This window comes from Streptomyces sp. NPDC053542 (genome assembly GCF_044544685.1).
Lineage (GTDB): Bacteria > Actinomycetota > Actinomycetes > Streptomycetales > Streptomycetaceae > Streptomyces.
In genome coordinates, this window is the sequence record NZ_JBITXL010000004.1 from 462,096 (window position 1) to 485,226 (window position 23,131).

Consider the following 23,131-nt stretch of genomic DNA (forward strand, 5'->3'; position numbering starts at 1 on the left):
CTTGCCGGCTGGCGCCTGAAACAAAAAGGCCCCTCGCACAGGAGGGGACGCCGCGCCGATGCCGACCTGGACCCGCAGTCCGTGATCCGGTCGGTACTGATCAGCGCGGCCCGCTAAGCAGAAGGCGTACGGCACGCATGGCGTCAGGGTACCGCAGGGCACCAGGGGCCCGCGCCGAGGATTCCCCCGCGCGGGCCCCGTCCCACATACCGGGACGAGCGAGCACTCCGGTATGCGCGGCGCTCAGCGCCTGTAGGAGTCCACGTAGCCCCGGCCCGGTGTGCCCACGCCCGTGACGTCGTCGTAGCCGACGACCGCGTGCAGCGAGCTGTCCTTACCGAGACTGCGCAGCGAGGTGGTCCTGCCCTCACTGGCATCGATGCCGTTCACGTAGTCCACCCGGACCACTCCGAGGTCCCGCCCGGCCCCCAGGGGGTGGTCGGTGACGTCGTGGTACGCGGCGGTGCCGTACCGCTGGTAGATGCCGGGGTTGGCGAAGCCGATCGGGACGCCGTGCCGGGCCTGCTGGGCCAGCGCCTGCACTCCCGCGATCACGGGCGCCGCCAGGGAGGTGCCACCGATGCGGTACTCGTCGTACGTGAGCGAGCCGTCCGGGAGGGACTGGGTCTGGCCCACGAGGAAGCCGGTGTTCGGGTCGGCGACAGCCGCGATGTCGGGGACGGTGCGCATGGCGGTGCCGCCGTTCGCCTTCGAAAGCGCGTTCGGTACGACGCCGCGCTGATAGAAGGGCTGCGCGACGGTCCTACTGGTGCCGCCGCCGGCCCCGGAGGTGAAGGCGCCGGGGAAGTCCTGCCAGATGCCGCCGTCGGCCGCCAGACTGGCCTTCAGGGTGCCCCAGCCGGTCTCCCAGAGGTACTTGTCACCCTTGCCGACGGCCAGCGACGTGCCGCCGACGGCGGTCACCCACGCGGAGTTCGCCGGGGTGTCGACCTGCTTGGTGCCGGTGCGGGCGACCTCGTCGCCGTTGTCGCCCGAGGAGAAGTAGAAGCCGATGCCCTCGACGGCACCCAGCTGGAAGACCTGGTCGTACGCCACGGCCACGTCCGGGGTCTCATTGGCCTCGATGTCGCCCCAGCTGTTCGAGACGATGTCGGCGAGCCGCCCGTCGACGATCTTGCCCAGCGAGTCCAGGAGGTCGTCGTCCATGCAGGAGGCGCCGCCCACGTAGACGATGTCGGCCTCCGGGGCGACGGCGTGCACGGCCTCGACGTCGAGGGTCTCCTCCCCGTACCAGCCGGCCGCGTCGCACTCCTTGATGTGCGAGTACTTTTTGGGCAGCACCTGGGAGAGCTGCCCCTTCGTGTACCCGGCATCCCCGTTGCGGTCGGCGTACTTGCGGGCGTCGGCGGCGATGGTCGGCGAGGCGTACGCGTCGGTGATCGCCACCGTGACGCCCTTGCCGGTGCGCTTGCCCGCCCCGTATGCGGCGCGCAGCTGCTTGCCCGTGTAGCCCTTCACGGCGTACGGCTGCTTGGCCCCGTAGGCGGAGGGCAGTTCCGTGTTCGTCTTCGAGCCGTAGTAGCTGGAGAACGGGCCGGAGTTGCGGAAGATCTGACTGGGCGGCGGCAGCTGGGCGTGGTGCCGCGCCATGTGCGGCGCGTTGTCCAGGCCGGTGACCGTGAGGACCGCGCCGTGCAGGGACTCCGGGGCGGAGGCGGTGCGCGACGGGGCGTGGTAAGTATGTCCGCCCTTGCGGTAGTTGTGCAGGTCCGTGGCGAACGCGCGCTCCGCCGCCGAGGCGGTGCCGGCCACGGTGAGGGAGCGGCGGTCGGTGGCGGTGACCTTCAGGCCGGCCCCCGTCAGCCAGTGGGTCACCGCGGCTATCTGTTCACGGGTGGCGCCGAAACGTGCCTGCGCGCGGTCGGCGCTCAGGTACTTCCCGTACGAGGCGGAGGACGGGTCCGAGACGGCCCTGGCGTAGGCCGCGAGGCCCTCGGCGTCCCGTCCGGCCAGGAACACCCGGGCGGTGACCCGCTCGGCGCCCCTGGTGCTGCCACGGTCGGCCTGCTGCGTGGCCCACTGCGGCTTCGTGCCGTGCAGCGCGTCCCGGCCGTCATGGCCGGCGGCACCGGCGGCGGGCGTGCCGAGCGCCAGCGCGCCGGCGACCAGCGGCAGCGTCGCCGCCGCGGCCAGTCCGACGCGTCCCCGGCGCGCTCTGGAGCGGCTTGATCTCATGAAACCCCCTGCGATGCGATGCGTCGCGTGCGGTGCACGCGGTCTCCGCGGTGGCGCACGGTGTACGCGGTGGCGGCCACACGCACGCGCTGCGTCACTCTTTCGATGATCTGTTCACGTCAGGGGCATGGAACGGCCAAGAAGCATCCAAGAACGGACAAGAAATAGCCACGGAAAGGCCACCAAATACCCTGCCCAGACAGGGGAGTTCGCGTGGCAAGAAGGGCGCCCGAGCGGGTGTGCGGGGCGCGAACGGACCGACGTTAGCAGCGGGTCACGCCGTGCGGGCGGGATACCGCCAAGGCCGCCGCAGGGCCCCGTGACGGCCCCTAGCTTGCCGGGCATGCAACCCCTCACGGGCCCCACGGCGCGCCGAGCGGCCCGCGCCCGCCGCCCCCGCCGCTTACCCCTCCCCCACCGCCTCCAGAGGCCACGCCCCGCGCTCACCACCGGGGCCGGCGCCGTCCTGGTCCTCCCCCTCCTCGCCGCGGCCCCCGCCTTCCGCGCGTTCTTCGACTACACCGCCGGGGTGCTCACCCTCGTCTCGCTCACCGCCGCCGTGGTCTGGGGCCTGCTCGCGGCCGGCCGCACCGTACTGGCGCCGCGCAGCAGGCTCCTGGCGCAGGGCGTCCACCGGGCGCTCGCCACCGCCTCGCTGGGCTTCCTGGTGCTGCACATCGCGGTCAAGGTGGCCGAGGCGCACGCCCTGTTCTCGGACGCGTTCCTGCCCTTCGCCTCCGTGGTGCTCAGCGGGCCCGTCGCGCCCGGCACCGCACCGCTCATCGGGTTCGGCACGCTGGCCGGGCTGCTGATGGTGCTGGCCGCCGCGACCGGCGCACTGCGCAGCGCGTTCGCCGGCCGCGGACGCGTCTCCGGGCGCTGGCGCGCCCTGCACACCAGCGCGTACGCCGCGTGGTGCCTGGCCCTCCTGCACGGCCTCAAGTCCGGCCGCGCGCCTTCGGGATGGGTCACCACCGGGTACGTGCTCTCCCTGGCGGCGGTCATGGGCGCGCTGCTGGCCCGCCTGCTGTTCACCCCTTGCGCCGAGTTCCCGTACTTCGCACTGCGGCGGGAACTGCCGTTCCCGCTGCCCTTCCGGTCACGGAAGCCGGACGGGCAGCAGTCGCCGCGCAGAGCGGCGAACCGTACGGATACGCGCTCCGCTTCGGAGGCGCCCGGGGTCTCTGCCCCTGATGGCGCCGCTCCGGGCGACGGTCGACCCACGGGGGCAGCGGTCGGCCTCCCCCCGAGGGACGCGCCGGAGACGCCGCCTTCTTGGGCGCTGCCCGACGCCCCTACCGAGACGCTCCCGTACATCACCGAAGCGCCGCCGCTCGCCCGCGGAGCGGACGGGGCGCCCACGGAACGCATCCCCTTCGCCGGCTTCCACGCCGCCCCCGAGTGGAGCGGGCCGCCCACTCTGGTGCAGCCCCGGCCCTCCGGCGCTCACTCCGAGGGCGCGCCCGTCCCCCACGCCCCGAACGGCCGGACCCCGTGACCGGTACCGCGCTGGTCCCGTATACGGGCGGCGGACCGCTGCCCGATGTGCCCGGCGTACGCGTACTCGGGCTGCCGCGGCTGTGCGCCGGATTCGACGAGGCGGAACGGCTGGACCGCAAACGGCACCTGCTCCTCCACGGCTCGCTGCCCGCGCTCTCCGGAGAGCAGCTGACCGCCGTCGCCGAGAACGTGGCGCTACGGGGCCGGGGCGGCGCCGGATTCCCGCTCGCGCGCAAGCTGACGGCCGTCGCCGAAGCCGCTGCCCGCCGCCGGGTGCGCCCCGTCGTCGTGGTCAACGGCTGCGAGGGCGAACCGGCCTGCCGCAAGGACACCGTGCTGCTGTGCCGTGCGCCACACCTCGTCCTGGACGGCGCGCTGCTGGCCGCCGCGGCGCTCGGCGCCCGCCTCCTGGTCATCGGCGTGACGAAGGCCACGACGGAGAACTCCGTACGGGAAGCGCTCGCCGAACGCGGGCTGGCGCGCAGACGGCGCGGGCGTGCGCTGCGCACACAGGTCGTGCGCTCGCCCGAGCGCCTGGTGTCCGGGGAGGCGTCCGCGCTGATCCGGGCAGCCGAGGGCGGGCCCCCGGTACCGCCGGGCCGCCGGGCCCGGGCCGCCGAATCCGGCCTGGGCGGCGCGCCCACACTGCTCTCCAACGCGGAGACCTTCGCCCAACTCGCCGTCGCCGCCCGCCTCGGCCCCGACCGCTACGCCTCGACCGGTCTCCCCGGCGAACCGGGCACGATCCTGCTGACGGTCTCCGGCGCGGTCGCCGCGCCCGCGGTGGTCGAGGCCCCCTCCGGGGTGCCGCTGCCGTACGTACTGCAGGCGTGCGGCGCGGAGCCGGCACCCTCCGGCGTACTGGTAGGCGGCTACCACGGCGCCTGGCTGGACGCCGCCACCGCCTACGGGACGCCGCTGTCGCGCGAGGCGCTGGCGGCCCGCGGCGGGGCGCTGGGCGCCGGGGCCGTGCTGCCGCTGTCCACGCGGACGTGTCCGCTGGGCGAGGCGCTGCGGATCGCCCGGTGGCTGGCGGCGGAGTCGGCGGGGCAGTGCGGTCCCTGCCGGCTGGGGCTGCCGTCGCTCGCAGAGATGTTCGCGGACGCGCTGGGCGGCGGCGGGCAGCCGGCCCTGGAGGCGGTACGGGAGGGCGCGCGCGGCGTGCGGGGGCGCGGCGCGTGCAAACACCCCGACGGCGCGGCGCGGTTCGTGCTGTCGGCGCTCGCCGCGTTCCCCGACGACCTGGCCGCGCACGTCCTGGGCGACGGCTGCGGGCGGCCCACAGTCGAGCTGCTGCCCCTGCCGCCCGAGGAGGCCGCCGGTGCGGCGAACGGCGCCGGAGAGGGCGCCGGGGCCGTCGGTACCGCCGGGGAGCGGCTGGCGGTGGACTGGACGCTGTGCGAGGGGCACGGGCTGTGCGCGGGGCTGCTGCCGGAGGCCGTACGGCTCGACCGGGACGGCTTCCCCGTACTGTCCGACGACGTACTGCCGGGGGCCCTGCGGGCCCGCGCACAGCGCGCCGTACGCCGCTGCCCGGCTCTCGCCCTCCGGCTCGAGAAGCCGTGACGGCCGGCAGCACAGGCCCCGACGTGACAACCGGCAGCCCGGACTCCGACAGCACAGAATCCGGCGGCACACGACAGAGCGGCCCGTCCTCTTCGGACGGGCCGCTCTGATCACTGTGGAGCTAAGGAGAATTGAACTCCTGACCTCCTGCATGCCATGCAGGCGCTCTACCAACTGAGCTATAGCCCCGTGTTCTGTTGTCGTCTCCGGAAGTTTTCCTCGGGGGTTTCCCTCGCGGCGACATCGACTACATTACACGGCCGCCCCCGGCTTCTGCCAAATCGCTTTCCCGGTGCCCTCCAGCGCCAGCCCGCCGGAGGCATCCGAGGCCCCGGAGCGGCAGCCGCGACGCACCCGGCGAGGCGCCCGGCGACACCCCCGGCAAGGCACTCGGCAGCGGTACTGTCGACAATCCGTGCTCGAAGGAAACCGGGGGCCTGGACGTGACCGCGCTGAAGCTCGACCGGCCCGTCGGACGCCGCGGCCCGTTCTCCCGCCAGGGCAGCCACCGCCGCCGCGTCCTGGCGGCCGCGCTGGCCTGTGCGCTGTCCTTCACCGTCTTCTGGATCGTCCAGCGGCTGGCCGGCGTGACCATGCTCGACCTCATGGTCTACCGCGCCGAGGGCTGGACGGCCCGTACCGGCGGCGACCTCTACGACATGCTGGCCACCTCCGCGCGGCTGCCCAACACCTACCCGCCCTTCGCCTCCCTGCTGTTCGTGCCGCTGACCTTCCTCGGCGTACCGGAGATGCGCACGCTCGCCACGCTCGGCAACCTGCTGCTCCTGATCGCCGTGGTGCACCTCACCCTGCGCCTGACCGGCCTGCCCTCGCTCGCGCGCGGGCAGCGCGCCCCGCGGGCGCGGCAGGCCACCGCGACCCTCGCCCTCTCCGCGCTACTGGTCTGGTGCGAGCCCGTGTGGACCACGCTGCGCTACGGGCAGATCAACCTCCTTCTCGCCGTCCTCGTGCTCTGGGACGTCACCCGCCGGGACACCGACCGCTGGGCCGGCATCGGTATCGGCATCGCCGCCGGAATCAAGCTCACGCCCGCCCTCTTCGCCGTGTGGCTCGCGCTGGCCGGGCTGCTCCAGGCCCGCCGGCTGTACGAGCCCGGGCAGGGGCTGCGCGGCACCTGGAATCCCTGGCTGCGCCAGGCGTGCGTCGCGGTCCTGTCCTTCCTCGGCACCGTCCTCCTCTCCGCCGTGGTCCTGCCCCGTGACTCGGCCCGCTTCTGGACCGAGATCGTCTTCGCCTCCGACCGGCCGGGCGATGTGGAGATCACCGCCAACCAGTCGCTGCGCGGCGTCCTCGCCCGGCTGCTGCACACCCCCGACACCGGACCGTGGTGGCCCGCCGCCGCGGCCGTGGCGGTGATCGCGGGGCTGGCCCTCGCCACCGCCGCCCTGCTGCGCGGGGAGCGCGCCTGGGCGGCCGTGGTCTGCGCCACCACCGCGCTGCTGGTCAGCCCGGTCTCCTGGTCGCACCACTGGGTGTGGGCCGTACCGATGCTGATCCTGCTCGGCACCGAGACGGTGCGCCGCGGCGGCCGGGCCACCCGGACGGGCCGCCGACTGTGGGCCGCCACCGGAGCCGTCGGGCTGCTCTTCGCCTCCTTCGCGCTGTGGTGGGTGCCGCACCGCCCGCACAGCCACGCGGAACTGCACCAGAACGGCGGCCAGATGCTGCTCTCGGGCGTCTACCCGATCGCCGGTGTCACGCTCCTGCTGCTGGCCGCCGCCCACCTGCGCCGGACCACCGCGCCCGGTGCCAGCCGAACCGACGCCGGTGAGCCCGGTGTCGGTGAATCCGGTGCGGGTATGGCCGGTGTCAGTGCGCCCCGTGGTCGTGACCGCCGCCCGGATGGCCGTGACCGCCACCGGGCTGGTGGTGATGGAACGCCAGCACCTCCGAAGGCATCGCCACGAACGGACGCATCATCCCCATGTCCTCGTGTTCCAGCAGATGGCAGTGGTACATGAAGCGGCCCTTGGCGCCGTGGAACCGGCCGATCACGTTCACCATCTGTCCCGGCGGCACCTGTATGACGTCCTTCCAGCCCTGATCACCGGGGGCTATCGGCGCCTGGCCGCCGTACTCCAGCGGGCTGCGGGTGCCCCCGAGCGCGTTGTCGTACGGGCTGTCCGGCACCGCCGGGTACCGGTCGCGGCTGAGCACCTGGAAGTCGATCAGGTGGATGTGCATCGGATGCGTGCCGGCCCCGCCGAGGTTCAGGAAGCTCCACTGCTCCCAGGCGTCGTACCGGACCATGAAGCCGAGGGCGTCGTCGAACATCCGGGCGCCGCGCTGGTACGTACGCGTCCTGCCGTCGGCCCTCTTGACCTGGATGATCCCCTCGGACGGGATGGTGACGTCCGCCGGGTCGACCTCGTGCAGCTCCCACATCTCCGGGTGGCCGTTGCCGATCGGGCCCGGCGGGGTGAGCGCTATCAGGCGGTGCTCGTGCTTCGGCGCGGTGTCGTGGGTGATCCGCTCGAACGTCGACGAGATCACCGCGGGCAGCACGAAGGAATCGGTCACCTTCTTCGAGCCGACCCGGAACTGCATCACCTGCGGATACGCCACGCCCGCCGCGGCGTTCACCAGCCGCAGCCGCCGCCCGCGCAGCCGGCCGAAGTCGATCAGCAGATCCATCCGCTCGGCCGGGGCCACCGACAGGGTCCCGTCGACGGGCAGCGGCCGCGGCAGCAGCCCGCCGTCCGTCCCGATCTGGTGCACCGCGCCCGTGACGGGGCGGCCCGTCTCCTCGTCCACCAGCTGCAGGGCGTACGTCCGGGCGTTGGAGGCGTTGAGCAGGCGGAAGCGGTACCACCTGGCATCGACGTCCAAGTGGGGCCAGATCGTGCCGTTCACGAGCGTGTAGGGGCCCGAGAACGGGATGGTGACGTTCTTGCCTTCGTTGTCCTTGCCGACGATCAGGGTCTTGTGGAGCAGCCGGCCGGTCAGCCGGCCTTCGGCGTCCGTGTCGAGGTTGCGGTCCTGGATGATGAGCGGGATCTCCCGCCCGCCCGAGGGGAGCCGGAGCGCGTCCTCCTCGTCGTCCCGCACCAGATACATGCCGGCCAGGCCCGAGAAGACGTTCCACCGGGTGATGTCCATGGCGTGGTCGTGGTACCACCACGTCGTCGCGCGGTGGTCGTTGGGGTACTCCGAGAGCTGCGCGTCACCGGGCGAGACGGCGTTCTCCGACCAGCCGTCGTTGCCCCCGCCGGTCACCGCGCCGTGCAGGTGGGTGACCAGCCAGGGCGGGAGGGCGGCCACGCCGGCGAGGGGCTCGGCTCCGCCTCGGCCCGGTTCGTTCAACGGCGCGGGCACCTCGGGCGTCGCCGACACTTCCACGGCGGTCACCGGGAACGTGCCCGTGATGCAGTTCGTCCAGGACACCCGGAGGCGCCGGCCGCGGCGCACCTCGATGGTCGGGCCCGGGAAGTGCCCTTCGTACGCCCAGACTTTGGTGGGCGGCAGCTGGGAATGCAGCCGCACCCAGCTGGTCTTCTGCTCGATGGTGATGCCGCGCAGGGCTTCCGCGCGGCCCGGCTTGATGACTGGCGGCACGCGCAACGCGTCGACGAACGGCGTGAGTCCGGCCGCCGTAGCCTCTTCGTCCCGCTCCGCGATGGTCTCGATCTGCGGTGCGGCCCCCACAACTGTGTCTGTCACTGCGACCCCCGTCGCTTCCCCCGTGCCGCCAACCGTTCCGCGGCGGCAACTCTGTGTCTTACAACGCCTCACGGTACGACCGGAGTTCCACCACACACGTGAATTTTCCGGCCAATCGTCCGCAGTCCACTCATAGAGGAGCGGACCGGTCCGGTCCGGGGCGTCAGAACTGAAAGTAGCTCAGGAAGCGGAAAATGCGCTGAGGTTGTGGAGAAACGGTCATTCAGAGATCGGCGGACGCTCTCGGGCGCCGTTGTGCGCCCTCACGGAGCTGAGGCTGCGCGCCCTCACGGCGCCGAGTGACGGCCTCTCAGCCGGCCGGGGAGCAGGGCCGGTTCTCAGGCGGTGGCGAAGGAGTAGAAACGCTTCAGCGTGCAGTGTTCGTCGAGCAGGCGGCCGTAGATGGGCTCGCCGTCCAGCTCACGGTAGGTCTCGATGGGGTCGCCTTTTATGATCAGCGCCCGGGCGCATTCCTCGCACCAGTACTGGAATTCGGGGTTCAGCGGCTCCATGTCGCGGACGACGGGCGTACCACTGCCGCACCAGTCGCACTTCCGGCTGTGTGCCCCCATCAGTCAGCTCCAGCTGTGGCCGCAGGCCGTGCAGACGAACGAGATGCCGCCGTTGTCACCCAGCATCTGCGCCACGTGAGGCGAGCCGCAGGAAGGGCACTGCAGTGCGGAGGTGGCCACGCCGAGCAGGTCGCGGACCTCCTCGATGATGCTCGTGGGCATCGCGTTCTCTCCTCCCCTGCCGGCGCCGTCCGATTCTGCCACGGACCACCGACCTGGTCAGGCCCGCAGCCCTACGCGCACGGACGGGCTGCACGCTACCGCCGCGCAGCCGAGCACGAGGCGTTGCGCGGGCGCTCACCCCGGCGCGCACAGCGACGCACGCGCCCCGAAAGCCCCGAAACAGCAGTGATCCCGCCTCCTGGAGAGGCGGAGAACAATCTCTCCGTCTCCGCCAGAGGGCGGGATCATCCGGGTTGTGGAGCTAAGGAGAATTGAACTCCTGACCTCCTGCATGCCATGCAGGCGCTCTACCAACTGAGCTATAGCCCCGGGTCTTGTTCCGCTCCTCCGGGTTTCCCCCGGCGGCGCCGCGAACAAGAAGAACTTTAGCCTGCGACCTGCCCAGATGTGAAATCCGGGTCCGGCCGGCCGCCGGACGGCCCCCGGAGAGCCGCCGCTGACCGGCCCGCGACGTCAGTCGTCGTCGCCCAGCACCGGCTCGGGAAGCGTGCCGGCGTTGTGCTCCAGCAGGCGCCAGCCACGGGCGCCCTCCCCCAGGACGGACCAGCAGCAGTTCGACAGGCCGCCCAGGCCCTCCCAGTGATGCGGCTCCAGGCCCAGCAGCCGCCCGATCGTCGTACGGATCGTGCCGCCGTGGCTGACCACGACCAGAGTGCCGCCGTCGGGCAGCTTGTCGGCGGCCAGCCGCACGACCGGTGCCGCGCGGTCCGCGACCTCGGTCTCCAGCTCACCACCGCCGCGCCGCACCGGCTCGCCGCGCTTCCAGGCGGCGTACTGCTCGGCGTACTGCGCCACGATCTCCTCGTGGGTCAGCCCCTGCCAGGCACCCGCGTACGTCTCGCGCAGCGCCTCGTAGTGCGTCACGTCCAGGCGGGTGACGGACGACAGCTCCGCGGCCGTCCGCACCGCCCGCTGGAGGTCCGAAGCGATGATCGCGTCCGGCTGCAGGGCGGCGAGCAGCCGCGCGGCGCGACGGGCCTGCTCGACTCCCGTTTCGGTCAGCTCGATGTCCGTGGAGCCCTGGAAGCGGCGCTCCAGATTCCAGGCGGTCTGGCCGTGCCGCCACAGGACGATCCTGCGGCCCCGGCCCCCCTTCGTGCCGTTCAGCGCAGCTCTCCGTCCTGCTCGGCGGCGGTTTCCTCGGCGTGCGCGGCCGCCTTGCCGCGGGTCGCCTTGGCGTCCTCGGGCAGCTCCATCTCGGGGCAGTCCTTCCACAGGCGCTCCAGCGCGTAGAAGACGCGCTCCTCGCTGTGCTGGACGTGGACGACGATGTCGACGTAGTCCAGGAGCACCCAGCGGGCCTCACGGTCGCCTTCGCGGCGCACCGGCTTGGCGCCCAGCTCCTTGCTCAGCCGCTCTTCGATCTCGTCGACGATCGACTTGACCTGGCGGTCGTTGGGCGCCGACGCCAGCAGGAAGGCGTCGGTGATCGAGAGGACGTCGCTGACGTCGTACGCGATGATGTCGTGCGCGAGCTTGTCGGCGGCCGCCTGCGCGGCGGCGTTGATGAGCTCGGTGGAGCGGTCCGTGGCGGTCACAAGCCAAACTTCCGGGTCGGTGGCGGCGCTGCCCGGCCCGCCCGCGGGAAACCCCGCCGGCCGCGGCCGAGTCAGCGGTCAAGTACCCCTCAAGGGTCTCACGGACCGCTGACACCCCGGCGGGCTTGTGGACAAGGGGGCATCCGGGCTGGTCAGAGAGGGTGCGGGGCCAGCAGCGAAAGCGACGGGATACACGCGGCGGGCGGAGCCTTGGCCAAGACTCCGCCCGCCGCACGCGCCCCAGGGGCGCTCACCCCTTGTAGTCGCGCCCCAGCACCACCGTGATGTCGGCGTTCGAGGCGACCTTGCCCTTCCGCACGGCACTCGCCGGCAGGCCCAGCGTCTTCGCGACCTCCTCGGCACGCGGCTGGTGGACCTCGTCCCCGTACGTCACCTGCGACGCCGACAGCGAGCCCGAGGCGGTGCCGCCGTCCACGAACGAGTACCCGCCGTTGACCAGCGCGGCCTGCGCCTGCCCGACCGCCTTCTGGCTGCCCGAGGCGTTCCGGACGCTGACCCGCGCGGTCGCGGCCGGGTCGGTCTTCTTGACCTTGCCGCCCAGGACGTCCCTGACCACCTCGGAGGCGGTCCGCGCGCTGAGCGTGCCGTCCTGCTGCACGGGCAGCACCGTCGTACGGTACGCGCCGGTCTTGGCGAGCTCGGCGCGCTGCGCGAGCGAGCTGCCCAGCTGGCCCTCGGTGAGCGGCGGGTCCAGCACCTGGAACAGCGACTTCACCGTCGCGGTCGCGCCGCCCGCGTCGCTGGACACCCGCTTCAGGGTGGCCTGCATGACCTGTCCGAAGCGCGCCAGCTGCTTGGTCTGCAGCTCGCCCGGGCCCCGGTAGGTGGCGTACGCGACGGCCGCCTGGCCGTTCAGTACGCGCCCCTTGCCCGCCTTGACCAGCGGACCGTCGCCCTTCTTCGCGCCCGGCACGGTGGTGTCGGCGTCCACGGTGATGCCGCCGACCGTCTCGACGAGGTTCTCCAGGTACGGCGTGTCCAGCCGCCAGCTCGCCTTGATGTCGGCACCGAGAAGCGTGTTGAGGGAGTCACGGGTCGGCTCGGCGCCGGCGTCCTTCACCGACTTGCCCAAAGTGGTGGCCTGGCCGTCGTCCCCGGTGATGGCGAGGTTGTTGGGGAGGAGGACGGTGGTGCCCTTGTGGGTGGTCTCGTTGTCCACAAGGAGCGCCGTCGAACTCTCGTCCGTACCGGTCCGGCGCAGGTGGACCAGCAGCACGTCGCGCTTCTGGCCCGCGACGGCCGCCGCGTCCCCGGACGCAGCCCCGCCCAGCCCCGGCAGCTTGCCGGCCCACCACAGGTAGCCGACACCGCCCGCGACCAGCAGGACGAGCACCACGATCAGGGCGATGATGCGGCTGCGGCCGCGGCGCTTGGCCTCCTCGCGCCGCTCGGTGCGGCTCTCGGTGAACTTCAGCCAGTCGATGACGTCTTCGGAGTCCTCGTCCTGCTCCTCGATGAACGAGAACTGCTCGGTGCGGTACTCCTCCCCGGAGGCGCGGTCGGCGCCACCGGAGGGGCGGTCTGCCACACCGGAGGGGCGGCGGGACCCATCGGCGGCCCCGTAAGGCGGCGCGGAGCCGTAGGGCTGCGCAGAGTCGTGGGAGGGCGCGGCTCCGTACGGGGGCTGCGGCTCCTCGTACGGAGGCTGCGGCGGCGCGTACTCCTGCTGCCCGTACTGCGCCTGCTGCGGGATCCAGCCCTGCCGCTGGGTCTGCTGCGCAGCCTGGTGCTGCGGCGGCCGGCCGTACGGGTCGTGGCCCGGGGGATAGCCGCCCTGGGGATAGCCCTGCCCGTAATCCTGGCCGTACTCCTGGTTGTAGCCCTGTGCGGGTGCCTGTCCGCTGTAGCCCTGGCCGTACCCCTGAGGCTGCTGCGTGCCGTACGGGTCGTACTGCTGGCGCGGCGCTTCCTGGTACACCGGCTGCCCGTAGGCGTCGTAAACGTACCCCGGTCCACCGTGCTGCCCCTGGCCCCCTTCATAGGGCCCTTGGTCCCCCTCGTAGGGGGCCTGGGCATACGGGTCCCGTGGCGGGTACGGATCCTGTCGGTCGTTCACCGGTGCCCTCTTTCCGTCGGCCCCGTCGGCGTCGTCAGCGGTCGTCGTCGTGGTCGTGGCGGTGGCTGTGGCGGTCGTCCCGGTAGAGACGGCGCTTGTCGATGTAGCGCACCACACCGTCGGGCACCAGGTACCAGACCGGTTCGCCCTGGGCGACGCGCGACCGGCAGTCGGTCGAGGAGATGGCCAGTGCAGGCACCTCCACCAGGGAGACCCCGCCCTCGGGGAGGCCGGGGTCGGCCAGTACGTGGCCGGGCCTGGTCACCCCGATGAAGTGGGCGAGCGAGAACAGTTCCTCGGCGTCCCGCCAGGTCAGGATCTGGCCCAGCGCGTCGGCGCCGGTGATGAAGAAGAGATCCGCATCCGTGTGCTCGGCGCGCAGATCCCGAAGAGTGTCGATGGTGTACGTCTTGCCGCCGCGGTCGATGTCGATGCGGCTGACGGAGAACTGGGGATTGGACGCGGTCGCGATGACCGTCATCAAATACCGGTCCTCGGCCGGGGACACCGCCTTGTGGCTCTTCTGCCACGGCTGTCCCGTCGGTACGAAGATGACCTCATCGAGGTGGAACTGGCTGGCCACCTCGCTTGCGGCGACCAGGTGACCATTGTGGATCGGGTCGAACGTCCCGCCCATCACTCCGAGCCGCCGCTTCACGGGCCCTGTCTGCTCTCCCATGCGTGCAGACCCTACTGGGCGCCGCGTATCGAGGGGATAGCGGTGCCCTGCCTCAGCGGTCCCGGTTGAACCGGGTGGTGATCCACAGCAGGAGCAGCAGCACGATCAGGGCGCCGCCGCCCGTCACGAAGGGGCTGAGGCTGTTGTGGTTGCCGCCGTGCTCGCCGCCCTCGGCGAGGGCGACCAGGGACTGTGCGGTGGTGTGCAGGCTCATCGTCGGCAGAACCAATCCGGGCTGATGCGGGCAGGGACTTCGCCCACATCGTAAGCGCGGGCCCGTCCGGAGCTCACGCCGACTCCGCCGGAACGGTCCGTCAGGGGACCTTTCCGGTGGTTTCCACCGCCGCCCACGGGGCCGCCGGCGGGCCTCCGGGGCCCGGCCGCGCGCGTCCTCTCAGCGCCTCCAGTACCGCCCGCGAAGGCGCCTCAGTCCTGGTCGCCGCCGTAGCCGCGCAGCAGGAACCACGCCAGGAAGATCGCGCCGAGCACACCGACGATGATCACGGCACGCAGGATCCAGCCCGGGCCGTCGGCGTTGGAGGTCTGCAGGGCGAGCAGCGTGCTCGGGTCCACCATGAGGGGTCGGCTCCTTTGTGGGGGTCTGTACTGCTGTGGGGGTCTGTTCGGCCCGCACGCATCACGCGCCACGGGCCCCGGGCGGGCCCGGCCGTGGCCGGCGCCCCCGCCGCGAGCGGCTGCCCTCGCGGGCATTCTGCGGCGATTCGTTCCTTCGCCAGCGTACGCCGGGCATCCAAAGCACTGTCAGTGGCGTCCTCTACTCTGAAATCAGGCAGTCGAATCAGGGGGAGGCTCCAATGACGGATGGCCCGAGCGGCGGCAGCGAGCACGTACCGAGCAGGGACCGCAGGCGGTTCCCGGGGATCTCCTCCCGGGCGTACGAGCACCCCGCGGACCGGTCCGCTCTGGTGGCCCTGCGCAAGCTGAGCGGGTTCGACACCGTCTTCAAGGCGCTGAGCGGCCTGCTGCCCGAGCGCAGCCTGCGGCTGCTGTACCTCTCGGATTCGGTGCGCGTCAGCGACCAGCAGTTCTCGCACCTCAACGACATGCTGCGGGACGCCTGTTACATCCTGGACCTGGAGAAGGTCCCGCCGATGTACGTCAATCAGGACCCGCAGCCCAACGCCATGTGCATCGGCCTGGACGAGCCGGTGATCGTGCTGACCACGGGCCTCGTCGAGCTGCTCGACGAGGAGGAGATGCGCGCCGTCGTCGGCCACGAGGTCGGACACGCGCTCTCCGGGCACGCGGTGTACCGGACGATACTGCTGTTCCTGACCAACCTCGCCCTGAAGGTCGCGTGGATCCCGCTGGGCAATATGGCGATCATGGCCATAGTGACCGGACTGCGCGAGTGGTTCCGCAAATCCGAGCTGTCGGCCGACCGCGCGGGGCTGCTGACCGGCCAGGACCTGCAGGCGTCGATGCGCGGCCTCATGAAGCTCGCGGGCGGCAACCACCTCCACGAGATGAACGTCGACGCGTTCCTCGCCCAGGCGGACGAGTACGAGCACGGCGGCGACCTGCGCGACTCCGTCCTGAAGATTCTGAACGTGCTGCCGCGCAGCCACCCGTTCACCACCGTGCGCGCCGCCGAGCTCAAGAAGTGGGCCGCCTCGCGCGACTACCAGCGCATCATGGAAGGCCACTACCCGCGCCGCGACGAGGACAAGGACACCTCCGTGTCCGACTCCTTCAAGGAGTCCGCGGGGCACTACGCCGACTCGGTGCGCAACAGCAAGGACCCGCTGATGGGCCTCGTGCGCGACATCGCGGGCGGCGCCGGCGACCTGGGCGGCAGGCTGCGCGACACGGTGTTCGGCAGCGGCCGCGCCGGCGGCGCGGGCCGGCAGGGCCCCGAACGGCCGGACGCCGACGGCCCGGAGTCGCCGCCGGGCCGGTGAGGTGACCGGGTAACGGCAGCAATCCTGCACGGGGCAGTCCGGCCCTGTACGAGTGCAGCCGGGCCCTGCTCGGGAGCAACCCTGCAGCGGGGCAAGCAGTCCGGCCTGCCGAGACCTAGGGCAGCGGGCTCGGTTCGGCCGAAGGCGCCATGACGCCGCAGAGCGAAGCGTTCGTACTGCCGTGCGCGTACGGGTCGGTGCCCTGCGGGCGGCCGTTACCGGCCCGCTCGCCCGCCAGCAGCGGCCGCAGCGCGCTCTCCGGCCCGGAGTTGCACGACATCGGCCCCGCCTGGAGATAGCTCGACTGCACCTCCAGGCGGCGGTCGCGCAGGTCGTCCCGGTCGAAGCGGAAGTGGAGTTCACGGCGCACGGTGAACAGTGACGCGCCGTCGGCACGCTGCTGCGCCGCCGACTGCACCTTGCCGCCGCCAGCCCCGGAGGCCGCGCTGCCCGACGTACTGCCTGCCGTACTACCCGCCGTACTGGCTGCGCCGCCGGCGACGCTCCCCGTCGGCCTCTCGACAGCGGCCGGTGCGGTGTTCCCGGAGCCGCCCGCGGCGGGCCGGCCGTCGGGCGCCCGCACCGCGTACACGAAGGTGTAGTCCGCGGTGACCTCCAGGGCGTTGCCGGCCGCGGCCGGCTCCACCGCCAGCGTGCCGTCGACCCGTACGCGCGGATCGGCGAGCCGGGACTGCGAGGGGTCGAAGCGGACGAGCCAGCCCGTCGCAGCGTGCCGCCCGTCGTCGGACGGCCGCCGCAGGCTCCGGTCGAACTGGTCGAGCTGCGAGGTGTCCAGCAGCAGCCGCACACCCCGCGCGGGCCCGCCGGACAGCGTGTCCGGATCCAGCGAGGAACGCACGACGTACTCCTTCGCCGTGGTCAGCGCGGCCATGACCTGGCTCTCGGAGAACTCACCGGTGCGCCGTACGACGGGGAGGTTGACGCCCGCCGCGCCGATCCGGAAACCGGCCGCCGGACTGCGCTCGAAGAGGTCACCCGGGCGCCCGCCGGGCACCGTGCCCACCGGGGCGAGCGGGATGACCGTACTGCGCAGCGGTGGTGCGGGGGTGGGCTCCGGCGCACGATACGGATGACGCACGCCCATGTAGATCGCGGTACCGAAGGCCAGCGCTATCAGCAGGACCAGGATCAGCGCCTGGCGTGAGCCGCCGAAGCGGGACCAGGCATGCCGACTGCGCACGGCGCGTGCGTGGTCCCCCATGCGCTCCTGAGCGGAGAACTCCTGCAAACGCGCAGCGCGTACAAACGATTCGTCGAACACGACGGATCGGTATTCGTCCTCCCCTCCACCCGGGGCGCCCTCGGGGGTCCCTTCGGGAGGGTCACCTGGCCCGGTCATACAACAAGAGTAGGTCGGCGACGGCCGAGGTAAACGCCCAGGTGTGCGCCAACTTCCCCGTGCAGGTCAGGCACGGCGCGCAGATGGCTCAAGCGGGCGCGGACCACCCTCGCGCACGCGGGTCGATCAGCTGACGGATCACGGCGTGTGGCGCACGGCCGGCGCCGAGGGCGGGCCGGAGTCGGCGGACGCCGAGGGCGGCACGACAGGAGGAGCCGGATTGCCGCGCTCGGCACTGGAAGCGGGCGCCTGCCCGATGCGCGCGGTGGGCGGCCTGCCGTCGACGCCCGTGGTGGCGGGCGGCGGTGCCGGGCTCTGAGTACGGCCCGCAGCGCCTCGGTAGACGGCCGTGAAGGCCAGTACGACCATGCCGATGCCCATCAGGACGGCGAGCACCCAGGCGATGGGGCGGTGCCAGCGGGCCGCGCCGCGGTACGGGCGCAGAGCGCCGCCGTACGGCCCGTACGGGCCGTAGGTCGAGATGTCCGGGACATCGTCCGGGTAACGGCCGTTCGGCGCTCCTACGGGCCCTCCAGGCCCTTCTCGCGCCTCTCCGCCCTGCCGGCCGCCACCGAAGTCGCCGTCCCGGTCCGTGGCCGGCAGCGAGTGGCCCCGCCCGGCTTCGGACTCGGCGCGGGCCTGCGCGGCGGCGACCATCCGCTCGACGGCGGTCGGCTCGTGGACGAGCGCCGACCGGACGAACTCCTCGTCGAAGACCACGGCGGCGAACTCGTCACCCTCGCCCTCGTAGGGCGAGCGCGCGTCCGCCTCTCCGCGGTTCCCGTTGTGGTGCTCGTCGGGCTCGCCGCCGTCCGGGAACGGCCCGGCCCCCACGTCGTCCGGCACATGTCCAGATTAGCCGGAAGCGGCCAATCTGGGCAGTGTGAAAGGGAATTCGGCCACGGGGGCCGAGGATGGCTCAAGTGGTACTGCTCGCCCCACTTCCAAGAGCCGCGCCACGAGGCGCACTTCTGTCAGCCCCGTACGTATCCACAGCCCCCGTAGGCCGCGCGCAGCCCCCGTAGGCGTGCGCAGACCCGTAGATCGCGCGCAGCGCCCCCATAGGCGCGCACAGTCCCCGTAGACGCGCGAGCGCAGTACCCGTAAGCGCGCGCAGCGCCGTACGTGCCCGCTGTCAGTTGTCAGTCCCGTACGTGTCCGTCGCCCGTGACGATGTACTTCGTGGAGGTCAGCTCCGGCAGGCCCATCGGGCCGCGGGCGTGCAGCTTCTGCGTGGAGATGCCGATCTCCGCGCCGAAACCGAACTGGCTGCCGTCCGTGAAGCGGGTCGAGGCGTTGACCGCGACCGTGGTGGAGTCCACCAGCTGGGTGAAGCGGCGCGCGGCGGCCTGCGAGGTGGTGACGATGGCCTCGGTGTGACCGGAGGACCAGCGGCGGATGTGCGCGACGGCGGCGTCCAGGTCGGGCACCACGGCGGCGGCGATGTCGTACGAGAGGTACTCCGTCGCCCAGTCCTCGTCCGTGGCGGGCGCGACCATCCCGGGCCCGGCCTTCTGCCAGGTCTCGTCACCGTGCACCATCACACCCGCCTCCGTAAGCGCGGCCAGCGCGCGCGGCAGGAAGGTGTCCGCGATGCCGGCGTGCACGAGGACGGTCTCGGCGGCGTTGCACACACTGGGGCGCTGCGCCTTGGAGTTGATGAGGATCTTGAGCGCCGTTTCGATGTCGGCGTCCTTGTCGACGTACACGTGGCAGTTGCCGGTACCGGTCTCGATGACCGGGACGGTGGACTCCTCCACGACCGTACGGATGAGCGAGGCACCGCCGCGCGGGATCAGCACGTCGACCAGCCCGCGGGCGCGCATCAGCTCCTTGACCGACTCCCGGCTCTGGCCCGGCACCAGCTGGACGGCGTCGGCGGGCAGCCCGGCCTCCGCCACCGCGTCGCGCAGGACGGCGACCAGCGCGGTGTTCGAGGCGTACGCGGAGGACGAGCCGCGCAGCAGGACGGCGTTGCCGGACTTCAGGCAGAGCGCGGCGGCGTCGACCGTGACGTTCGGGCGGGCCTCGTAGATGATCCCGACGACGCCGAGCGGCACCCGGACCTGGCGCAGGTCCAGGCCGTTCGGGAGAGTCGAGCCGCGGACGACCTCGCCGACCGGGTCGGGCAGCGCCACGACGTGCCGCACGTCGGCGGCGATGGCGGCGATCCGCTCGGGGGTGAGGGTGAGCCGGTCCACGATGGAGTCGCTCGTGCCGGCCGCGCGCGCCTTGGCGATGTCCTCGGCGTTGGCGGCGACGATCTCGTCGGTCCTGGCCACCAACGCGTCGGCGACGGCCAGCAGCGCGCCGTCCCGGGCCGTGCGCGGCAGCGGGGCGAGCGCGGCGGCCGCCTCCCTGGCGCGACGCGCGGTGTCGAGGACGGGCGAGCTCTGGGCGGTCTGCGTGGCGTCGGATGCGCTGGTCATGGCCCGCAGCCTAGCCGGGCCGGGCTGGGCGCCCGGCCCGCATTTCACACTGCGGGACGCGGTGGGGGCGGGGGTGGACACCCGCCGGCGCGAGGGCGGCCGACGCGGGGGCCTGCCGGCCTGGGGCTCTGGGACCGGGGCCCGCCGCGGGGCCCGCCGCCGGGCGCCACCGCGGGACCCGCCCTCCCGGGCCCGCCCCCGGCGTCGGCCGCCGCAGCGCCGGCCCGGGGGCGCCGTCCCGGAACCCGCCACCACGGGGGCTCGCCGCCGCAGGGCCCGCCGCCGCGAGGGCGGGGACTGGGGCCCCTGGGGCTAGCGGCGGGATCGGGGTGCGGGGGCTGGGGGGGGCGGGGGCCCTGGGGCTACCGGGCTCCCATCCTGCTCCGGGAGCTCCATTCGGGCCGGGGCGCCGCCGCCTCCTTCTTCTTGTTTCGGCAACGATTACTGAGAGTAGTTCGTTTCTCGTTTTTGTCGCCTGATGTGATGAGTTTCGCGGGGAGGCGGGGCGTATAAGGGGCGGTCAGTACGGGTGGACGCCTACCGGGGCGGCGGGGGGTGGGCCGTAGCCCTCGGCGATGCGTTGGTGGTAGGTCTCGCGGTCGATGACTTCCAGGCCGACGATCTCCCACGGGGGCAACTTCGCCGAGGAGCGGTGTTCGCCCCACAGGCGCAGGGCCACCGCCGCCGCGTCGTGCAGGTCCCTGGCCTCCTCCCAGTAACGGATCTCCGCGTGGTCGTTGGCGTACCTGCTGGTCAGCAGAAAGGGGTGGTCGTGGGCCAGCTGTTCCAGGGCCCGCCGGACCTCCTTCAGCGGCGCCTCCTTGCCGGAGACGCTGAGAGTCACGTGCCAGAGCCGGGACACCTCCCGCTCGCGCGGGAGCGGGGCCTCTTTGAGCCGCCCGCCCTGCTGCGCGCCTTCGCCCGGCTGGGTCCGGCCGCCCGGCTCCGTCCGTTCGTCGTGCTCCGCCCCGGCGGTCTCCTCACCGGGCTGGATGCTGGTCCCCACGCTGGTCAGCGTCCGCTCCGCCGTCCCTCGGGGCAGCGCCCCTCGGCGCCCTCGTCTCACCGGCGGCCTCCTGTTATGCGTATCGCTCCGCTCGCGCGTGGCGGAGCCGATCGGTGCTGTTTCACGTCGGCGTAGCGCGCTCGTACTGCGCCGGGCGCGCCGCTCCCCTACAGCGCCCCTGCAACAAAGTTGACCAGCCCGCGGGCCTTCGCGGGGGCGTTTTCGAGAAGGTCTCCGTTGAAAGGCTGGTCTTTCGGCCGTGCGGCTGCCGGATCCGGCACGGACCTCGTACGGAGACCGCGCGGATCTCGTACAGGCCGTGCGAAGCCCGTACGGATCTCGTACGGGTCTCGCAGGGGCCACACACGGATCTTGCACGGACCTCGCAAGGGCCCCGCGCGGGCCCCGTACGGACCTCGCAGAAGTCCTGCCTCGTACGGATCTCGCAGGGGTCCCATACAGATCTCGCAGCGATCCCGTGCCGGCCTCGTACAGGGCTCGCAAGGGGCCCGTGCGGGGCCTCATGCAGATCTCGTGCGGGCCCCGTACGGGGTTCCCCGCTCGGCGGTGGCAAACGTGGCTCAGCGGCCAAGGACCACCAAGTCGTCCCTGTGGACCACCTCGCGCTCGTACGCCGGGCCCAGTTCGCGGGCCAGGTCGTAGGTGGAGCGGCCGAGCAGGCGGGGGATTTCGCGGGCGTCGAAGTTGACGAGGCCGCGGGCGACGGGGTCACCGGCGGTGTTGCGCAGTTCGACCGGTTCGCCCGCGCTGAAGGAGCCCTCGACCGCGGCGATGCCGGCCGGGAGCAGGGAGGAGTGGCGTTCGACGATCGCCTCGACGGCGCCGTCGTCGAGGATGAGCGCGCCGCGCGGGGTGGAGGCGTGCGCGAGCCAGAGCAGCCGGTCGGCGGAGCGGCGGCCGGTGCGGTGGAAGTGGGTGCCGGTGGGGCCGCCGGCGAGCGCTTCGGAGGCGTGTACGGCGGAGGTGAGGACGACGGGGACGCCGGCGGCCGCGGCGATGCGGGCGGCCTCGACCTTGGTGACCATGCCGCCGGTGCCGACGCCGGCCTTGCCCGCGCTCCCGATGGAGATGCCTTCCAGGTCGGCGGGGCCGCGGACTTCCGCTATGCGCGACGTTCCGGGGGTGGCGGGGTCGCCGTCGTACAGGCCGTCCACGTCCGAGAGCAGCACCAGCAGGTCGGCGCGGACCAGGTGGGCGACGAGCGCGGCCAGCCGGTCGTTGTCGCCGAAGCGGATCTCGTCGGTGGCGACCGTGTCGTTCTCGTTGACGATCGGTACGGCGCCCATGGCGAGCAGCTGGTCGAGGGTGCGGTAGGCGTTGCGGTAGTGGGTGCGGCGGCTGGTGTCGTCGGAGGTGAGGAGGACCTGGCCGACGCGGCGGCCGTAGCGCGCGAAGGAGGCGGTGTAGCGGGCGACGAGGAGGCCCTGGCCGACGCTGGCGGCCGCCTGCTGGCGGGCCAGGTCGCGGGGGCGCTTCTCCAGGCCGAGGGGGGCGAGGCCGGCGGCGATGGCGCCGGAGGAGACCAGCACGATCTCCTTGTCCTGGTGCTTGGCCAGGACGTCGACGAGGGCGTCCACCCGGTCGGCGTCCAGCCCGCCGGCCGCGGTGGTCAGTGAGGAGGACCCCACCTTCACCACGATCCGCCGCGCGTCCGTCACGTCCTGGCGCCCGGCCTGACGTCCGGCCTGGCGTCCGTCCTGAGGCCCTGCCTGCTGTCCGTCCCGTCGCCCGTCATGTCGCGCGTCTGCCGCCTGACCTGCGCTTGTCACCACTACCCCTGTACTCGTTACTCGCCCGTGGGCGTCCGTGAGCGTCCATGGGACCCCGTGGAGCCCATAGGACCCCGTGGACACCCACGGAAGCCCGTGCAAGCCCCTGGACACCCATGATCCCCGTACTGCCCGTGCTCGCCGTACGCCGCCCTGCCCGTCGCCGAGCCCGCGCCGTGTCCGGCACCGCAATCGCCGTGCCCGTCGCCGTACTCGCCGTATCCGTCGCCGTATGGCCCAGTGGATGCTGCCGTACGGCCTACGGACAGGGATGCCGTACGGCGTACCGACATGAACGCCCGTACGGGCGAAATCTACGGCAGACGGACCATCGGGCGCCTGTGCATATCGTCTGCCGGACACGCGGCACGTATGCGGCGCGTAGGCTCGCGGCCTCTGTGATCATGCTTGCGGGCAACCTACGCAAGACGGAAAAGGGCAGCATTTGGTTCCGGGCGAATCATCCCGGTTCGCGGTGATCCGAGCCACAGCAGATTGTCACCGGGGCAGCCAAAGTCATACGGTCGGTTGTCGACCTGTCCCTCCTTGCCGCCCGGACGGCCCGCAGGGAGTGTGCAGGGAGTGTCGCCCGGGTCACACCTGGCCCGGGTCTCGGCCGCCCCACCGGCCCC

18 protein-coding genes, 2 tRNA genes and 1 pseudogene are annotated in these 23,131 nt (G+C 72.4%); 4 read left to right on the plus strand and 17 right to left on the minus strand.

Annotated features, from left to right (window positions below; translation table 11 throughout):
* Positions 1-243 precede the first annotated feature (243 nt).
* On the minus strand, positions 244-2,196 hold the full coding sequence (locus ACIGXO_RS13770; RefSeq protein ID WP_399784985.1) for a protease pro-enzyme activation domain-containing protein: 1,953 nt from the start codon (positions 2,194-2,196) through the stop codon (positions 244-246).
* A gap of 343 nt (positions 2,197-2,539) precedes the next feature.
* On the opposite strand from ACIGXO_RS13770, the gene ACIGXO_RS13775 reads away from it, so the two are divergent.
* The gene (locus ACIGXO_RS13775) at positions 2,540-3,694 is read left to right on the plus strand and encodes a hypothetical protein (protein WP_399784988.1); all 1,155 of its coding nucleotides are present in this window, start codon (positions 2,540-2,542) and stop codon (positions 3,692-3,694) included.
* Positions 3,691-5,262, plus strand: a complete 1,572-nt coding sequence (locus ACIGXO_RS13780) for an NADH-ubiquinone oxidoreductase-F iron-sulfur binding region domain-containing protein (RefSeq protein WP_399784991.1) — start codon at positions 3,691-3,693, stop codon at positions 5,260-5,262. Before ACIGXO_RS13775 ends, ACIGXO_RS13780 begins: the two co-directional genes overlap by 4 nt.
* A gap of 116 nt (positions 5,263-5,378) precedes the next feature.
* Here ACIGXO_RS13780 and ACIGXO_RS13785 read toward each other — a convergent pair.
* A tRNA-Ala gene (locus ACIGXO_RS13785) sits at positions 5,379-5,451 on the minus strand.
* A gap of 254 nt (positions 5,452-5,705) precedes the next feature.
* On the opposite strand from ACIGXO_RS13785, the gene ACIGXO_RS13790 reads away from it, so the two are divergent.
* Positions 5,706-7,244, plus strand: coding sequence for a glycosyltransferase 87 family protein (locus ACIGXO_RS13790; protein WP_399784995.1), 1,539 nt, complete (start codon positions 5,706-5,708; stop codon positions 7,242-7,244).
* On the opposite strand, the pseudogene phsA reads toward ACIGXO_RS13790, so the two are convergent.
* The 10 genes and pseudogenes from phsA to ACIGXO_RS13840 all read right to left on the minus strand — a co-directional run.
* Positions 7,210-9,039: pseudogene (gene phsA, locus ACIGXO_RS13795) on the minus strand (O-aminophenol oxidase PhsA); the annotation flags it as partial. The gene ACIGXO_RS13790 and the pseudogene phsA sit on opposite strands and share 35 nt — an antisense overlap.
* 242 nt (positions 9,040-9,281) lie before the next feature.
* Positions 9,282-9,515 (minus strand): hypothetical protein, encoded by a 234-nt coding sequence (locus tag ACIGXO_RS13800; RefSeq protein WP_030249581.1) that lies wholly within the window; start codon positions 9,513-9,515, stop codon positions 9,282-9,284.
* A gap of 3 nt (positions 9,516-9,518) precedes the next feature.
* Entirely contained in the window at positions 9,519-9,677 is a 159-nt protein-coding gene (locus ACIGXO_RS13805) for a hypothetical protein (RefSeq protein ID WP_103834116.1), read from the minus strand.
* Positions 9,678-9,934: 257 nt separating this feature from the next.
* Positions 9,935-10,007: transfer RNA gene (locus ACIGXO_RS13810), tRNA-Ala, on the minus strand.
* A 144-nt stretch (positions 10,008-10,151) separates the two neighbouring features.
* Positions 10,152-10,805 carry a histidine phosphatase family protein gene (locus ACIGXO_RS13815; RefSeq protein ID WP_399785662.1) on the minus strand — a complete coding sequence of 218 codons (654 nt, stop codon included), beginning with the start codon at positions 10,803-10,805 and terminating at the stop codon, positions 10,152-10,154.
* Positions 10,802-11,236, minus strand: a complete 435-nt coding sequence (gene rsfS / locus ACIGXO_RS13820; RefSeq protein ID WP_399785000.1) for a ribosome silencing factor — start codon at positions 11,234-11,236, stop codon at positions 10,802-10,804. Before rsfS ends, ACIGXO_RS13815 begins: the two co-directional genes overlap by 4 nt.
* Before the next feature lie 250 nt (positions 11,237-11,486).
* Complete coding sequence (locus ACIGXO_RS13825; RefSeq protein WP_399785003.1) at positions 11,487-13,313, minus strand: LytR C-terminal domain-containing protein; 1,827 nt, start codon at positions 13,311-13,313, stop codon at positions 11,487-11,489.
* A 34-nt stretch (positions 13,314-13,347) separates the two neighbouring features.
* Positions 13,348-13,992 carry a nicotinate-nucleotide adenylyltransferase gene (nadD, locus tag ACIGXO_RS13830; RefSeq protein WP_399785006.1) on the minus strand — a complete coding sequence of 215 codons (645 nt, stop codon included), beginning with the start codon at positions 13,990-13,992 and terminating at the stop codon, positions 13,348-13,350.
* A 52-nt stretch (positions 13,993-14,044) separates the two neighbouring features.
* Positions 14,045-14,206, minus strand: a complete 162-nt coding sequence (locus tag ACIGXO_RS13835) for a hypothetical protein (protein ID WP_031062273.1) — start codon at positions 14,204-14,206, stop codon at positions 14,045-14,047.
* A 212-nt stretch (positions 14,207-14,418) separates the two neighbouring features.
* The gene (locus ACIGXO_RS13840; RefSeq protein WP_399785010.1) at positions 14,419-14,568 is read right to left on the minus strand and encodes a hypothetical protein; all 150 of its coding nucleotides are present in this window, start codon (positions 14,566-14,568) and stop codon (positions 14,419-14,421) included.
* 239 nt (positions 14,569-14,807) lie between these two features.
* On the opposite strand from ACIGXO_RS13840, the gene ACIGXO_RS13845 reads away from it, so the two are divergent.
* Positions 14,808-15,914, plus strand: a complete 1,107-nt coding sequence (locus ACIGXO_RS13845; protein WP_399785013.1) for a M48 family metallopeptidase — start codon at positions 14,808-14,810, stop codon at positions 15,912-15,914.
* A gap of 115 nt (positions 15,915-16,029) precedes the next feature.
* Here ACIGXO_RS13845 and ACIGXO_RS13850 read toward each other — a convergent pair whose 3' ends face one another.
* The 5 genes from ACIGXO_RS13850 to proB all read right to left on the minus strand — a co-directional run bounded on the left by ACIGXO_RS13850 (position 16,030) and on the right by proB (position 22,388).
* Positions 16,030-17,274, minus strand: a complete 1,245-nt coding sequence (locus ACIGXO_RS13850; RefSeq protein ID WP_399785016.1) for a hypothetical protein — start codon at positions 17,272-17,274, stop codon at positions 16,030-16,032.
* Positions 17,275-17,412: 138 nt separating this feature from the next.
* Positions 17,413-18,120 carry a hypothetical protein gene (locus ACIGXO_RS13855; protein ID WP_399785019.1) on the minus strand — a complete coding sequence of 236 codons (708 nt, stop codon included), beginning with the start codon at positions 18,118-18,120 and terminating at the stop codon, positions 17,413-17,415.
* Positions 18,121-18,416: 296 nt separating this feature from the next.
* Positions 18,417-19,703: a glutamate-5-semialdehyde dehydrogenase gene (locus ACIGXO_RS13860; protein ID WP_399785022.1), complete on the minus strand. Its 1,287-nt coding sequence runs from the start codon at positions 19,701-19,703 to the stop codon at positions 18,417-18,419.
* A gap of 520 nt (positions 19,704-20,223) precedes the next feature.
* On the minus strand, positions 20,224-20,769 hold the full coding sequence (locus ACIGXO_RS13865; RefSeq protein WP_399785024.1) for a hypothetical protein: 546 nt from the start codon (positions 20,767-20,769) through the stop codon (positions 20,224-20,226).
* Between the two features lie 521 nt (positions 20,770-21,290).
* On the minus strand, positions 21,291-22,388 hold the full coding sequence (proB, locus tag ACIGXO_RS13870) for a glutamate 5-kinase (RefSeq protein WP_399785027.1): 1,098 nt from the start codon (positions 22,386-22,388) through the stop codon (positions 21,291-21,293).
* Positions 22,389-23,131: the final 743 nt, after the last annotated feature.

What these genes read in the sequence shown, in the direction of transcription:
- ACIGXO_RS13770 (WP_399784985.1), bottom strand. Translation starts at nt 2,196, where the DNA reads ATGAGATCAAGCCGCTCCAGAGCGCGCCGGGGACGCGTCGGACTGGCC.
- ACIGXO_RS13775 (WP_399784988.1), top strand. Translation starts at nt 2,540, where the DNA reads ATGCAACCCCTCACGGGCCCCACGGCGCGCCGAGCGGCCCGCGCCCGC.
- ACIGXO_RS13800 (WP_030249581.1), bottom strand. Translation starts at nt 9,515, where the DNA reads ATGGGGGCACACAGCCGGAAGTGCGACTGGTGCGGCAGTGGTACGCCC.
- ACIGXO_RS13805 (WP_103834116.1), bottom strand. Translation starts at nt 9,677, where the DNA reads ATGCCCACGAGCATCATCGAGGAGGTCCGCGACCTGCTCGGCGTGGCC.
- nadD (WP_399785006.1), bottom strand. Translation starts at nt 13,992, where the DNA reads ATGGGAGAGCAGACAGGGCCCGTGAAGCGGCGGCTCGGAGTGATGGGC.
- ACIGXO_RS13835 (WP_031062273.1), bottom strand. Translation starts at nt 14,206, where the DNA reads ATGAGCCTGCACACCACCGCACAGTCCCTGGTCGCCCTCGCCGAGGGC.
- ACIGXO_RS13840 (WP_399785010.1), bottom strand. Translation starts at nt 14,568, where the DNA reads ATGGTGGACCCGAGCACGCTGCTCGCCCTGCAGACCTCCAACGCCGAC.
- ACIGXO_RS13845 (WP_399785013.1), top strand. Translation starts at nt 14,808, where the DNA reads ATGACGGATGGCCCGAGCGGCGGCAGCGAGCACGTACCGAGCAGGGAC.
- ACIGXO_RS13850 (WP_399785016.1), bottom strand. Translation starts at nt 17,274, where the DNA reads ATGACCGGGCCAGGTGACCCTCCCGAAGGGACCCCCGAGGGCGCCCCG.
- ACIGXO_RS13860 (WP_399785022.1), bottom strand. Translation starts at nt 19,703, where the DNA reads ATGACCAGCGCATCCGACGCCACGCAGACCGCCCAGAGCTCGCCCGTC.